13 protein-coding genes are annotated in these 12741 nt (G+C 72.6%); 3 read left to right on the top strand and 10 right to left on the bottom strand.

Translation table 11 applies throughout. The features are described from left to right. From Q9S36_RS25790 to Q9S36_RS25775, 4 genes are all read right to left on the bottom strand, one after another. Complete coding sequence (locus tag Q9S36_RS25790) at positions 1 to 807, bottom strand: NADH-quinone oxidoreductase subunit C (RefSeq protein WP_311287694.1); 807 nt, start codon at positions 805 to 807, stop codon at positions 1 to 3. Continuing rightward, on the bottom strand, positions 804 to 1358 hold the full coding sequence (locus Q9S36_RS25785) for an NADH-quinone oxidoreductase subunit B family protein (protein ID WP_311287693.1): 555 nt from the start codon (positions 1356 to 1358) through the stop codon (positions 804 to 806). The genes Q9S36_RS25790 and Q9S36_RS25785 overlap by 4 nt, the downstream gene beginning before the upstream one ends. A gap of 10 nt (positions 1359 to 1368) precedes the next feature. After that, positions 1369 to 1728, bottom strand: a complete 360-nt coding sequence (locus Q9S36_RS25780) for an NADH-quinone oxidoreductase subunit A (protein ID WP_211733613.1) — start codon at positions 1726 to 1728, stop codon at positions 1369 to 1371. Positions 1729 to 1916: 188 nt separating this feature from the next. Then, on the bottom strand, positions 1917 to 2606 hold the full coding sequence (locus Q9S36_RS25775) for a demethylmenaquinone methyltransferase (RefSeq protein WP_311287692.1): 690 nt from the start codon (positions 2604 to 2606) through the stop codon (positions 1917 to 1919). 102 nt (positions 2607 to 2708) lie between these two features. On the opposite strand from Q9S36_RS25775, the gene Q9S36_RS25770 reads away from it, so the two are divergent. Beyond that, positions 2709 to 3704: a L,D-transpeptidase family protein gene (locus tag Q9S36_RS25770; RefSeq protein ID WP_311287691.1), complete on the top strand. Its 996-nt coding sequence runs from the start codon at positions 2709 to 2711 to the stop codon at positions 3702 to 3704. Between the two features lie 15 nt (positions 3705 to 3719). On the opposite strand, the gene Q9S36_RS25765 is transcribed toward Q9S36_RS25770, so the two are convergent. From Q9S36_RS25765 to Q9S36_RS25755, 3 genes are all read right to left on the bottom strand, one after another. Continuing rightward, positions 3720 to 4085, bottom strand: a complete 366-nt coding sequence (locus tag Q9S36_RS25765; protein ID WP_311287690.1) for a hypothetical protein — start codon at positions 4083 to 4085, stop codon at positions 3720 to 3722. A 104-nt stretch (positions 4086 to 4189) separates the two neighbouring features. Then, positions 4190 to 5440: an AMP-binding protein gene (locus tag Q9S36_RS25760; RefSeq protein ID WP_311287689.1), complete on the bottom strand. Its 1251-nt coding sequence runs from the start codon at positions 5438 to 5440 to the stop codon at positions 4190 to 4192. Between the two features lie 147 nt (positions 5441 to 5587). Beyond that, positions 5588 to 6763, bottom strand: a complete 1176-nt coding sequence (locus Q9S36_RS25755) for an AMP-binding protein (protein ID WP_311287688.1) — start codon at positions 6761 to 6763, stop codon at positions 5588 to 5590. A 73-nt stretch (positions 6764 to 6836) separates the two neighbouring features. Here Q9S36_RS25755 and Q9S36_RS25750 point away from each other — a divergent pair, with 73 nt between their 5' ends. Then, complete coding sequence (locus tag Q9S36_RS25750) at positions 6837 to 8135, top strand: isochorismate synthase MenF (protein ID WP_396653845.1); 1299 nt, start codon at positions 6837 to 6839, stop codon at positions 8133 to 8135. 15 nt (positions 8136 to 8150) lie between these two features. On the opposite strand, the gene Q9S36_RS25745 is transcribed toward Q9S36_RS25750, so the two are convergent. Then, positions 8151 to 8786: an MBL fold metallo-hydrolase gene (locus Q9S36_RS25745; protein WP_311287686.1), complete on the bottom strand. Its 636-nt coding sequence runs from the start codon at positions 8784 to 8786 to the stop codon at positions 8151 to 8153. A gap of 136 nt (positions 8787 to 8922) precedes the next feature. Here Q9S36_RS25745 and Q9S36_RS25740 point away from each other — a divergent pair, with 136 nt between their 5' ends. Next, a complete protein-coding gene (locus tag Q9S36_RS25740) occupies positions 8923 to 10122 on the top strand; it encodes a glycoside hydrolase family 16 protein (RefSeq protein ID WP_311287684.1) in 1200 nt (399 codons plus the stop codon). A gap of 60 nt (positions 10123 to 10182) precedes the next feature. Here the strand turns inward: Q9S36_RS25740 and menD are convergent, their stop codons facing one another. Both menD and Q9S36_RS25730 read right to left on the bottom strand, forming a co-directional pair. Continuing rightward, on the bottom strand, positions 10183 to 11790 hold the full coding sequence (menD, locus tag Q9S36_RS25735) for a 2-succinyl-5-enolpyruvyl-6-hydroxy-3-cyclohexene-1-carboxylic-acid synthase (protein ID WP_311287683.1): 1608 nt from the start codon (positions 11788 to 11790) through the stop codon (positions 10183 to 10185). Continuing rightward, positions 11787 to 12740, bottom strand: a complete 954-nt coding sequence (locus Q9S36_RS25730; RefSeq protein WP_311287682.1) for an o-succinylbenzoate synthase — start codon at positions 12738 to 12740, stop codon at positions 11787 to 11789. Before Q9S36_RS25730 ends, menD begins: the two co-directional genes overlap by 4 nt. Between the last annotated feature and the right edge of the window lies 1 nt (position 12741).

The raw sequence follows: 12741 nt of genomic DNA, 5'->3' as shown, positions 1-12741 counted from the left end.
TCAGTTGTAGCTCCTGCGCTGGTCCGGCGGAGGGATGGAACCGCCCTTGTACTCCACGGGGATGCCGCCGAGCGGGTAGTCCTTGCGCTGCGGGTGACCCGGCCAGTCGTCGGGCATCAGCACGCGGGTGAGGGCCGGGTGGCCGTCGAAGACCAGCCCGAACATGTCGTAGGTCTCCCGCTCGTGCCAGTCGAGCGTCGGGTAGATGCTCACCAGGCTCGGGAGGTGCGGGTCGGAGTCCGGGACGGACACCTCCAGCCGGATCCGGCGGTTGTGGGTCATCGACGTCAGGTGGTAGACGGCGTGGAGCTCGCGGCCGGTGTCGTCGGGGTAGTGCACCCCGCTGACGCCGGAGCAGAACTCGAAGCGCAGCGCCTCGTCGTCGCGCAGCATCTGGGCGACGAACGGCAGGTCCTCGCGGCGCACGTGGAAGGTGATCTCGCCGCGGTGCACCACGACGCTCTCGATGGCCGAGGTCAGCTCGGTGGCCTCCAGCCGCGCCTCGAGGGCGTCGGACACCTCGTCGAACCAGCCGCCGTAGGGCTTGGCCGACGGCGCCGGGAAGACCTTCGCGCTGACCAGGCCGCCGTAGCCGGAGGTGTCGCCGGTGCCGGTGACGCCGAACATGCCGCGTCGTACGCCGACCGCGCGCACCTCGCCGGTGGGGGCGGGGACGTTCTCGGGCGACTGCTCGGGAGCGGGCTGCTCCACGCCCGTGCCGGTGCCGGTGGCGTCCTTGGCCGACTCGAGGTTGCGCTCCTCGACGGGGCGCGCCGACTCGTTCTTGTCGCTCTTGTCGTCGGTCAACGGAGCAGGCCCTTCATCTCCGAGGTCGGCAGCGCGCGCAGCGCGGCGGTCTCCCGCTCGACGATCTCGTCACGGCGGTTGGCGCCCAGCTTGGTGTGCTGCACCTGGTCGTGCAGCTTGAGGATCGCGTCGATGAGCATCTCCGGGCGCGGCGGGCAGCCGGGGAGGTACATGTCGACCGGGACGACGTGGTCGACGCCCTGGACGATCGCGTAGTTGTTGAACATGCCGCCCGACGAGGCGCACACGCCCATCGCGAGCACCCACTTGGGCTCGGGCATCTGGTCGTAGATCTGGCGCAGCACCGGGGCCATCTTCTGGCTCACCCGGCCGGCCACGATCATCAGGTCGGCCTGGCGCGGGCTGGCGCGGAAGACCTCCATGCCGAAGCGCGCGAGGTCGTACTTCGGGCCGCCGGTGGTCATCATCTCGATGGCGCAGCAGGCCAGCCCGAAGGTCGCGGGCCAGAACGACGCCTTGCGCATGTAGCCCGCGACGCCCTCGACGGTCGTCAGCAGGACGCCGGACGGCAGCTTCTCTTCGAGTCCCATGGCTGATCCCTCAGTCCCAGTCGAGCCCGCCGCGGCGCCACACGTAGGCGTACGCGACGAAGACAGTAGCGATGAACAGGACCATCTCGACGAGGCCGAACAGGCGCATCGCGTCGAAGTGGACCGCCCACGGGTACAGGAAGATGATCTCGATGTCGAAGACGATGAAGAGCATCGCGGTGATGAAGTACTTCACCGGGAACCGGCCGCCGCCGACCGGCTGCGGCGTCGGCTCGATGCCGCACTCGTAGGAGTCGAGCTTCGCCCGGTTGTAGCGCTTGGGACCCACGACGGCGCTCATGATCACGGAGAAGACCGCGAACCCCGTCGCGATGAGTGCCAGCGCCAGGATCGGCGTGTAGAGCTCCATCGCTTCCCTTCCGTGGACCTGCGCCCTGGAGGTGACGACATGTGACCTTGTGAATGTCTTCACGAGTGGCGCGGGCCACAGTCTAGGACTCCTCCGCGGCGTCCGTCACGTCGGGGGGCAGACCATCGATCCCGGCCCTGACCTGCGGATTTAGGCCATGGAGCCGTGTCCTAAATCGTGCGAGCGGCTCAGGCGGTGGCGCGGTGGAGGGCGACGATGCCGCCCGTGAGGTTGCGCCACTCCGGCCGCTGCCAGCCGGCCTCGGCGATCATCGTGGCGAGACCCTGCTGGTCGGGCCAGGCCCGGATCGACTCGGCGAGGTAGACGTAGGCGTCGGACGCGCTCGCGGTCACCGAGGCGATCCGCGGCAGGGCGCGCATGAAGCCGTCGAGGTAGGCGGCGCGGAACGCGGCGTTGGTCGGGCGGCTGAACTCGCACACCACGAGGCGACCGCCCGGCCGGGTCACGCGCAGCATCTCCGCCAGGCCCGCGACCGGGTCGACGAAGTTGCGCAGGCCGTAGGAGATGGTCACCGCGTCGAAGGTGTCGTCGAGGAACGGCAGCCGGGTGCCGTCACCGGCGACGAAGGGCAGCGACGGGCGGTCCTTCTTCCCCTGCCGGAGCATGCCGACGGAGAAGTCGCACGGGACGGCGGTCGCGCCGTGGGCGAAGAACGGCTCGCTGGAGCAGCCGGTGCCGGCGGCCAGGTCGAGGACGAGGTCGCCCTGGTGGGGGTCGACCGCGGCGACCATGGACCGCCTCCAGCTGCGCTGGATGCCGGCGGTCATCAGGTCGTTGGTCAGGTCGTAGCGCTTCGCCACGGTGTCGAACATGCGACGTACGTCGGTCGGTTGCTTGTCCAGGTCAGCGCGGGCCACGCGCCGAGCGTAGGCGTCCGCAGCCCGGGACGTGCAACGCGGGGGTGTCGGCGCGCGTCCATATGATCACCACTGCCGATGGCTTCCAGGGGGAGGATCCACATGTCACACAGGCGTCTGCTCGCGCTCGCCCTCGCACTGGTGTGCGCCCTGACCGGCGTCACCGCGCTCACCGGGCCGGGCACCGCCTCCGCGGCGGCGTCGTCCCGGAGCGCCTTCACGTCCCTGCAGCTCGGCGACACCGGCTGGCGGGTCCGCGAGCTGCAGAGCAGGCTGCACCAGCTCGACCTGCACTCCGAGGTCGTGACCAGCCGGTTCGACCGCGAGACGCAGGCCGGGGTGGCGACGTTCCAGCGGCGCCGCGGCTGGAGGGCGGACGGGGTGGTCGACCAGCGCACGTGGCGCCGGATCACCCGACTGACGACCGAGCCCACCACCGAGGCCCTCCACAACGTCTACACCCCCGGACGGCCGCTGCTCCAGCGCGGCGACTCCGGCATGTGGGTGCGCCAGGTGCAGGCCCGCCTCCAGCAGGTCCGCTGGTACGACGGCGAGGTCACGGGCCGCTACGCCGCCTCCACGGTGAAGGCCGTCGAGGGCTTCCAGGCCAAGCGGCGGATCCCGGTGACCGGCCAGGTCGACCGGCGTACGCTCTCGCGGCTCAAGGAGATGACGCGACAGCCGACGAGGGCCGAGCTGTTCAACATCGTCCCGTCGGGACCGGCCCTCGACCCGCGGTGCACGACCGGGCGGGCGATGTGCGTGGACAAGACGTCACGTTCGCTGCGCTGGGTGGTCGACGGGGTGGTCCGCAAGAGCGTCGAGGTCCGCTTCGGGTCCGACGAGCTGCCGACCCGCGAGGGCGCCTTCGCCGTGTTCCGGAAGTCCCGTGACCACGTGTCGAGCCTCTACGACACCCCGATGCCGTTCGCGATGTTCTTCTCCGGCGGCCAGGCGGTGCACTACTCCCCCGACTTCGCGGCGAACGGCTACGACGGCGCGTCCCACGGCTGCGTCAACGTGCGCGACCGGGCGGCCGTTGAGTGGCTCTTCGACCAGGTCAGGATCGGCGACAAGGTGATCGTCTACCGATCCTGACCCCGGCCGGGGCGCTCAGATCTCGAGCTGGGTGGAGAGCGTGGCGAGCTTGTGACGCGCCATCGCCAGGTTCGCGCGGCCCTTGTCCAGCACGAGGTAGATGAACAGGCCCGGGTGGCCCTTGGGCAGGTTGATCAGGTGGTAGGCCTTGCCCAGCGTGATGAGGATGTCCTCGATGTGGTCGTCGAGGCCGAGGCTCTCCATCGTGCGCATCTTCGAGCGCACCACGTCGGTGTTGCCGGCGGCGGCAACGTCGAGGTTGAGCACGCTCGCGTCGCCGGCCTGGCCCAGGGCCATGCCCGACTGGTAGTCGACGAGCAGGGCGGCGACGGCACCGTCGATGCCGACGGCCTCCTTGAGGATCACGTCAACGTTGGTCATGTCAGTTCCTTCGTGTTCGTCCTGGCCACCACGGCCAGGAGGGTTCGGGGGTGTACGACGCGAGCGGCGCCGCACGGTGAGGGAGAGTCGGGAGCGTCGCTCCGTCATCGGGGGTCCTGGCCGGCCTGGGCCAGCAGCAGCCTGTCGAGGTAGGACTCGCCGCCGAAGAGCGGCAGCGACGGGAGCGCGAAGGCCGACGGCTCGGGCTCCGGCGCCGGTTCCTCCCGGTCGTTGTCGAACTGGAAGTCCCGCCCGGGCTCGCGGCGGGAGCGGCGTGGCAGGGTCGAGGCGTCGCCGAGGATCACGGGCGGCGGGACCGGGAGGTCGGCGGGGAGCAGTCCGGCGGCCGGGCCCCACGTCCGGCCACCGGCCTCGACCACCGCCCTCCCGACGCGGTCCGGGAGGTCGTCCGCGACGAGCAGCTCGAGGTGCCCGCCCAGCCACGCGGCGAACGCGCTCGCGTCGGTGCCGCGGGACCGCCCGGAGCGCCGGCGCAGCAGCTGGCGAGCCGGGGACGCCTCGAGGACGGCGGGCAGGCCTGCGGCGGCGTCGGCCGACACCGCGAGCACCGTGGGACCGAGGTCGGCCAGCTCGTCGGCCAGGCGCTGGTGGTCTGCCACGTGGCGCAGGGTGCAGCCGGCCGCGACGTGCGCCTCGCGCACGAGCTGGACGGTCGCGTCGGCCACGTCGCCCACCAGCACGACCACGGCGTCCGGAGCCAGGACCGGGGCCCCTCCGGCACCGGGTCCCACCCGAACGAGCGGGGCGCCCGCTCGCAGGACGCGAGGCCCGGAGAGCGCGGGGTCGACGACGCGGTCGGCGCGCGCGACGGCGTCCGGGTCCATCGTCAGCCGCTCGGCACCGAGGCCCAGCAGCCGCTCCCAGCCGCGCCCCGCGTCGAGGGCGAACATCTCGGCCGAGCGGAAGGTCAGCCCGTGCAGGCGCCGCAGGTCGGCCTCGTCCTCCGCGACCACGAGGCGCACGTCGACGTCCTCGAGCGCGCGCACCAGGTCGGCCGTGGGGGCGCCGGGCGAGACGTGGACCACGACCGCACCGATGGCCTGCAGGGCCAGGTCGAGCTCGGGCCAGGCGTGCCCGGCCGGCAGCAGGGACACGACCACCTGGTCGGCGCGCAGGCCGCTGCGCACGAGTCCCGCACCGGCGCGCTCGACGGCGTGCGCGACCTGCGCCCAGGTGCGGTAGTCGCGCTCGTCGCCCGCCTGGACGACGTACGCGACGTCGTCGCCGCGCGTGCGGGCGTGCTCCTGCACCGTCCGGAACTGCGAGGACGTCCCCTGTGCGTCCACGACTCCGGTCGGCAGCGCGGGGGCGCGGGTCACCGGGATGTAGGCCATCTCCCACCCCTCTCGCAGCCGACCAAGTTGATGGCTCAATCGTTCCGCGAGGATTGCTTCGCGTCCGGGTTGTTACCCGTCCGTGGCAGTGCGGTGGTCGAACTCTGTGGTACGTCCCACTGGCTGGGACGCCCGGTCGGCAGCGGGCTAGGAGCCGGAGAGCGTGAAGGCCGAGTCGAGGCCGCTGCGGCCGCCCCGACGCGGCAGCGCGGCGTCGGGGACCTCGACGGCGGGCGCGTCCGGGACGGCCACCACCTCGTGCTCGCGGTCCAGCTCGAGCCTGACCGCCGGGTGGTGTGCGATCCGCCCGATGCGGAAGCCCAGCGTGGTGGCCAGGCCGCTGACGGTGCGGTTGACGCGCGTGTCGAGGACGAGCACCTCGAGGCGCTCGCCCCACCACGGCGCGAGGGCGGAGACCTCCGCTGCCAGCTTCTTGGTCCGTGACGTCAGCTTCGCCTCGGCGACCCGTGCCGAGGTGGCCTCCAGCACCTCCTGCGGCGTCTCGTGCCAGGGCGTCCCGTCGACTCGGCCCGCGACGATGAGGTCCTCGAGCGCCCGGGCGGTGACGTGGTCGAGCAGGACGTGCGTCGGCGACCAGGCTGCGAGAGCGGGCTCGAGCTGCTCGGGCCGCTCCACCCAGACGAGCTGGCAGCCGGCGGTGAGGTGCGCGTCGCGCACGACGGTGGTGAACCGGTCGCTGGCCTCGCCGGTCAGGAGCACGACGTCCTCGGCCACGAGGTCGGTGAGCATCCCCGAGGACTCCGGCCGGAACAGCCAGGCGTGGGACTTCTCGCGCGGCAGGCCGAGGACGGCGCTGGACGGGGCGCCCGACCGGGCGGAGTCGACCCAGCGGAGCAGGTCGGGCTGGCGCTTGCGCCGGTCCAGCCCCATCGCCCGCAGCCGCTCCCACGAGCGGTCGTCGCACTCGAAGAGCTGGGCGTCCATCAGTCCCGCCCGCCGCAGCAGGACGAGCCGGCTCTCGTGGTCGACGATCACCAGGCGCACCTCGATCTCGTCGAGGAGGCGGCCCACCTCGTGCGGGTCCATGTGGTCGGGCAGCAGGAGCGGGACCGCACCGGCGACGCGCGTGGCGAGCTCGAGCTCGAGCTGGCGGATGCCGGTCGGCACCCGGATGACCACGACCTGGCCCGGGTTGACCCCGGCCTCGATCATGCCGGCGGCACCGTCGATCACCCGCCGGTAGAGCTCGTTCCAGGTCAGCGACGTCCAGGAGTCCCCGCGCTGCTCGACGACCGCGACCTCGAGCGCACGGCCGCGCGCATGGCGCTCCAGGCGCGTCAGGGGCGATTCGTGAACAGCCACTTGCGAGCTCCTCTGCACGTCGTGTACGGCGGCAACCTAGGTGATCCACGTCGCTCCTGTTCGTGGTTTGTCGATGTTGTTCACGAGCGCTGGACCGCCCGGCGTACGCTCTCCCCTCGTGACGACCCCCGCGTCCGCCCCCGCCCCGGGAGGCACCGCACCGCTCGTGGTGCGCACCGTCCCGGTGGACCTGGCCGACCTCGCCCTCCTCGACCTGCTGCCCGAGCAGTCGCCGGTCAGCTGGCTGCGCCGCGGCGAGGGCCTCGTCGGCTGGGGCGAGGCCGCGCGGCTGGAGACCTCCGGACCGACCCGCTTCAGCGACGCGGTGAAGTGGTGGTCGGAGACCGTCGCCCGTGCCGAGGTCGAGGACGCGGTCGGCGAGCCGGGCACGGGGCTGGTCTGCTTCGGCGCCTTCGCCTTCGCCGACGAGCCGGGCGACTCCGTGCTGGTCGTCCCGCAGGTCGTGGTGGGCCGTCGCGGCGACCGCACCTGGCTGACGACCGTCTCGGTCGAGGCGCCCGACCTCCGGCCCGCGCCGGCGCCGCGCCCGCCGGTCGGGCTCACCTTCTCCGACGGCGCCCGCAACGGCGAGGAGTGGATGTCCGTCGTCGCCGAGGCGGTCTCCCGCATCGCGTCGGGCGACCTGGAGAAGGTCGTGCTCGCCCGCGACCTCATCGCCTCGACCGACGAGCCGCTCGACGTCCGCTGGCCGCTGCGGCGCCTCGCCGCCCAGTACGAGATGTGCTGGACCTTCCACGTCGACGGGCTCTTCGGCGCCACCCCCGAGATGCTGGTGCGGCGCGAGCGCGGGCTGGTCACCTCGCGCGTGCTGGCCGGCACCATCCGTCGCACCGGTGACGACGAGCGCGACCTCGCGCTGGCCGCCACCCTCGCCCGCTCGTCGAAGGACCTCGAGGAGCACGAGTACGCCGTCCGCTCGGTCGCCGACGCGCTCGAGCCGCACTGCTCGTCGATGAACGTGCCGGAGGCGCCGTTCGTGCTGCACCTCCCCAACGTCATGCACCTGGCCACCGACGTGAACGGCGTCGTGCACGACGTGGCGACGTCGCTGCAGCTCGCCGAGTCGCTGCACCCCTCGGCCGCCGTCGGCGGGACCCCGACGCCCGCGGCCACGCGCCTCATCGCCGAGATCGAGGGCATGCCCCGCGACCGCTACGCCGGACCCGTCGGGTGGATGGACGCCTCGGGCGACGGCGAGTGGGGCATCGCGCTGCGCTCCGCGGCCGTCACCGATGTCGGCGTGCGGCTCTTCGCCGGCTGCGGCATCGTCGCCAGCTCCGAACCTGAGGCCGAGCTCGCGGAGTCGCAGGCGAAGTTCGTCCCGGTGCGCGACGCGCTCGAGGCGGGCTGACGCCCGCCGGCCGACCTAGAGGTCCTGGCCGGGCTCGCGCCGCTCGAAGGTGACGCCCTCGGGCAGCAGGTTGGCCATGTGGGTGGCGACCATGTCGAGCCCGACGTCGCTGTAGACGCGGTCGTGGATGGCCAGCGAGGTCGGTGCCGCGACCTCGCGGACGAAGTCGATCGCCTCGGAGACCTTGAGCCACGGCGCGCTGACCGGTGCGAGGAGGACGTCGACCGCGCGCGGCGGCGGCGTCAGTGCGTCGCCGGGGTGGTAGAGCCCGCGGCCGCCCGCCTCGAGGAGGAAGCCGGAGTTGTCGAACCGGTCGTAGTCGGGGTGGATGACCGCGTGCTTCTCACCGACGACCTCGACGTCGACGCCGGCCACCTCGAGCCGGTCGCCCGGCCGCACGACCGTGACGCGCTCGGCCACCTCGGGCGCCTCCTCGTGCAGTCGGCGCTCGACCGCGGCGATGGTCCAGATCGGCGCGTCGCTCCCACGGAGGTGGTCGGGGTGGACGTGGTCGGCGTGCTCGTGCGTGATGAGCACGGCGTGGGCACCGTCGAGGGCGGCGACGTCGGTGAAGACGCCGGGATCGAGCACGAGCACGCGCCCGTCCTGCTCGACCCGCACACAGGCATGCCCGAACTTGGTGATGCGCATGACGCCCACACTATGCCCGCGGTCCTGCCTGTCGAATGGGGAACGGGTGGGGTCCGTGGTTAGGGTGGTGCCGCCTCCGACTGGGTGGAGTGCCCTGGGGGAAACACCAATCGCACCCGAGACGAAGAGAGTTCACATGTCTGCACGCCGCGTGCTCGCAGGCAGCGTTGCCGCGCTGCTCCTGCCCGCGTCCATGCTGTTGTCGACCGAGTCCGGCTCTGCCACCGATTCCGCGGCGCAGTCCGCGTCGACGTCGGTGAGCAAGAAGGCCGGCCAGAAGGTCTCGCTGGAGGTGCTGCCCCAGATCGTCCAGCAGGGCAAGCGCGCCGCCAGCGCCAACAGCGCCAAGGCCGCCGTCACCGCCACCATCAAGCCCGTGAAGGTCGGCCGCAAGGTCGTCCTCGAGCAGCTCAACGGCTCGTCGTGGAAGAAGGTCGGCACGGCCAAGCAGGAGAAGTCCGGTCGCGCCTACTTCCGCGCCGCCGTCTCCAAGGGCGGCCAGCCGCTCACCTACCGCGTGACCGCCCAGAAGTTCAAGGGCCTGGGCAAGGTCACCAGCAAGAGCGCCGACACGGCCCGCTGGGTGACCCCCACGTTCACCGACGAGTTCTCCGGCAGCACGCTGGGCCCGGCCTGGAGCATGCGTGGCCAGGACTACGAGCCCACCAGCAAGCGCTACTGCTCCAAGGGCGACCCGTCGGCCGTCAAGGTCGCCGGCGGTGCCGTGCGCCTGAGCGTCATCAAGGACAAGACGCGCTCGGGCAAGTGCCTGGCCAAGTCGCGCAAGCTGAAGAAGAAGATCTCCTACCGCCTCAACGGCCACATCGGCTCGCGTGACGGCTTCACCTTCAAGTACGGCGTCGCCGCCGCGCGCGTGAAGATGCACAAGTCGCAGGGCCAGCACTCCAGCTTCTGGCTGCAGCCCGTCGGCGAGAACCAGCCGGGCAGCGACGGCCACGAGATCGACGTCATCGAGTACTTCGGCGACAAGCACCCGCAGGGCGGCCTCACCAGCTTCATCCACTGGTACAAGGGCAAGCGCCTGATCAAGACCGGGTCGTGGATCAAGGACTCGAAGTCGTTCCTGAAGAACAAGAAGGACGGCTGGTCGAAGAACTACCACGTCTTCTCGGTCCAGTGGACCCCGAAGTCGATCATCTTCTACATCGACGGCAAGGAGACCTGGCGCACCTCGGCCCGCGTCTCGAAGACCGAGCAGTACCTCATCCTGAGCCTCCTCGCCTCCGACTACGAGGCCCTGGAGATGAAGGACTCGAAGCTGCCGCAGCACATGTACGTCGACTGGGTGCGCGTGTGGGAGACCCCCGCCTCCTGACGCACAGCAGCTGACGCACCACGCGACACCACGGATCCGCGCGTTGGCCCGGCCCTGATCTCAGGGATGGGCCAGCGCGCGGATCTTTGCGTCCAGCTCGCCGCGGTTGTCGCGGCGGACGCGGGCCTCGACGACCTCGATGCCGCCGTTCGGCGTGGCGAGCGCCTGCTCGAGCTCGGGCAGGCTGGCGACCCGCAGGTGCGGGACGCGCATTGCGGCACAGAGGCTCGCGAGGTCGACCCCGTGGGGAGTGCCGAAGAGGGTGTCGAACCGGTCGGCGTGCTCCGGGGCGCCCTGCTCGAGGGTGGCGAAGATCGAGCCGCCGTCGTCGTTGACCACGACGATGGTCAGGTCCGGCCTCTCCTCGCGCGGACCGAGCACCAGGCCGGTGGTGTCGTGGAGGAAGGTCACGTCGCCCATCAGCGCGAGCGCGCGCGACGAGCGGGGCCGGCTGAGGGCCGCACCGACCGCCGAGCTGATGGTGCCGTCGATGCCGGCGAGCCCACGGTTGGCGACCACCTTGCGACGACCGCCGACCTCGTAGCGCGCCACCATCAGGTCCAGGTCGCGCACGGGGTTGCTGGCACCGACGAACAGCAGGCCGCCCGGCGGCAGGGCGCGGCTCACCGCCCCCGCGACCTCGTACGGCGTCAGGTCGGGCTCGCCGGCCAGCAGGGCGTCGAGGTCGCGTGAGACCCGGCGGTCGGCCTCGTGCCACTCCGCGGACCAGGCCGGGTCGCCGGGACCGCTGACGTCGACCCGGTCGACCTCGCGGGCGACGCGGAAGGGGCGCTGCGACCACATGCCCCGGTGACGCACGGAGACCACCTCGACGTCGTCGCGTGCCAGCAGGCGCGAGACGGGGCGCGAGAGCGTCGGGTGCCCGTGGACCACGACCCGCTCGACGCGGTCGCCGAGGGTGCCGGCCAGCAACAGCCGGTAGGTCCGGACCACGCTGTCGCCCGTGCGGCACCCGCTGGACGGCTCGGCCAGCAGCGGCCAGCCGGCCTTCTCCGCGAGGACCCGGGCGGGGGGACCGGCGTCGTCGCCCGCGACCACGACGGTGCGCGGTCCGGGGTCGAGGACGAGGTGCTCGACGGGCGCCCCGTCGGCCGCCGCCGGCCGGTCGGGCACCTCTCCCCCGTCCCAGCCGCCGTCGTCGGGCAGCAGCGGCTCGTCGAGCTGGAGGTTGAGGTGCACCGGGCGGCGGTGCTCGTGGCTGCGCAGGAAGGCCAGGAGCTCCGCGAGGTCGGCCCCGGCGACGTCGAGCGTCGGGGCGAACGTCCCGAAGATGCCGTCCTGGTGGGTCGTCTGGTTGGCTCCGGTGCCGCGGACCCGCGCCGGCCGGTCGGCCGTGACGACGACGAGCGGCACCCCGGCGTGGGCGGCCTCGACCACGGCGGGCAGCAGGTTGGCCACGGCCGTGCCGGACGTGCACGTGACCGCGGCCGGTCGGCCGCCGACCTTCGCGAGGCCGAGCGCGAGGAAGGCCGCGGTGCGCTCGTCGATCCGGGTGTGCAGGCGGAGCCCGCCGGCCTGTGCGGCGTCGTAGAGCGCGAAGGACAGCGGCGCGTTGCGGGACCCGGGCGCGAGCACGACCTCGCGCACGCCGGAGCCGCGGAGTGCCGTGACCGCCGCGCGGGCGAGGTCGGTCGAGGGGTTGCTCACGGGTGCCGATCCTGCCGTACGGCGTCGAGCCGGCGACGCCAGTGGTCGACGCGGTCGGGAGCGGCCACCAGCCGGGCCAGCGCGGCGTCGTCGACGACCGGGCGCACCACCGGGAGCGCGCCGTCGACGGGCAGCAGGGGCTCGGCCGCCACGTCGTCGGTGAGGAGCTGGACGGTGGCCAGACCGCAGGCGTGGTGCAGCTCGGGCAGGGCCGCCGCGAGGGCGACCCCGGCGGCGATCCCGACGCTGGACTCGACCGCGCTCGACACCACGACCGGCATCGCGATGTCCTCGGCGATCCGCAGGCAGGCCCGCACCCCGCCGAGCGGCTGCACCTTGAGCACCGCGACGTCGGCCGCCTCGAGGTCGCGCACGCGGTAGGGGTCCTCCGCGCGCCGGATCGACTCGTCCGCGGCGATCGGCACCGCGACCCGGCGACGCACGACGGCGAGGTCCTCCACGCTCGCGACCGGCTGCTCGACGTACTCCAGGCCACCGGCCGCGCGTTCCAGGGTGGCGATGGCGGCGACGGCGCCGTCGACGTCCCAGGCGCCGTTGGCGTCGATCCGGACCAGCCCGTCGGGCCCGATCGCGTCGCGGACCGCCTCGAGCCGGGCGACGTCGTCGGCCAGCGTCTGGCCGCGCTCGGCGACCTTGACCTTGGCCGTGCGGCAGCCTCCGGCGCGGACGATGTCGTGGGCGTGCTGGGGGTCGGTGGCGGGGACCGTGACGTTGACCGGGACCCGGTCGCGCAGCGGCTCAGGCCAGCCCTCGTCGGCGGCCTCACGGGCGCAGGCCAGCCACGGCCGCGCGACGTCGTCGTCGTACTCGAGGAAGGGCGAGAACTCCCCCCACCCGGCCTCGCCGCGCAGCAGCACGCCCTCGCGGACCGTGATGCCGCGGAAGCGGGTGCGCAGGGGGATCGAGAAGACGTGCACAGTCGGCGTCACG

The organism is Microbacterium sp. ARD31 (assembly GCF_031844425.1).
This window is presented reverse-complemented; position numbering and strand designations above follow the sequence as displayed.

Excerpts from the sequence above, each read along its gene's own strand:
- Q9S36_RS25785 (WP_311287693.1), bottom strand. The coding sequence starts at position 1,358 with ATGGGACTCGAAGAGAAGCTGCCGTCCGGCGTCCTGCTGACGACCGTC.
- Q9S36_RS25780 (WP_211733613.1), bottom strand. The coding sequence starts at position 1,728 with ATGGAGCTCTACACGCCGATCCTGGCGCTGGCACTCATCGCGACGGGG.
- Q9S36_RS25770 (WP_311287691.1), top strand. The coding sequence starts at position 2,709 with ATGTCACACAGGCGTCTGCTCGCGCTCGCCCTCGCACTGGTGTGCGCC.
- Q9S36_RS25765 (WP_311287690.1), bottom strand. The coding sequence starts at position 4,085 with ATGACCAACGTTGACGTGATCCTCAAGGAGGCCGTCGGCATCGACGGT.
- Q9S36_RS25760 (WP_311287689.1), bottom strand. The coding sequence starts at position 5,440 with ATGGCCTACATCCCGGTGACCCGCGCCCCCGCGCTGCCGACCGGAGTC.
- Q9S36_RS25750 (WP_396653845.1), top strand. The coding sequence starts at position 6,837 with ATGTTGTTCACGAGCGCTGGACCGCCCGGCGTACGCTCTCCCCTCGTG.
- Q9S36_RS25745 (WP_311287686.1), bottom strand. The coding sequence starts at position 8,786 with ATGCGCATCACCAAGTTCGGGCATGCCTGTGTGCGGGTCGAGCAGGAC.
- Q9S36_RS25740 (WP_311287684.1), top strand. The coding sequence starts at position 8,923 with ATGTCTGCACGCCGCGTGCTCGCAGGCAGCGTTGCCGCGCTGCTCCTG.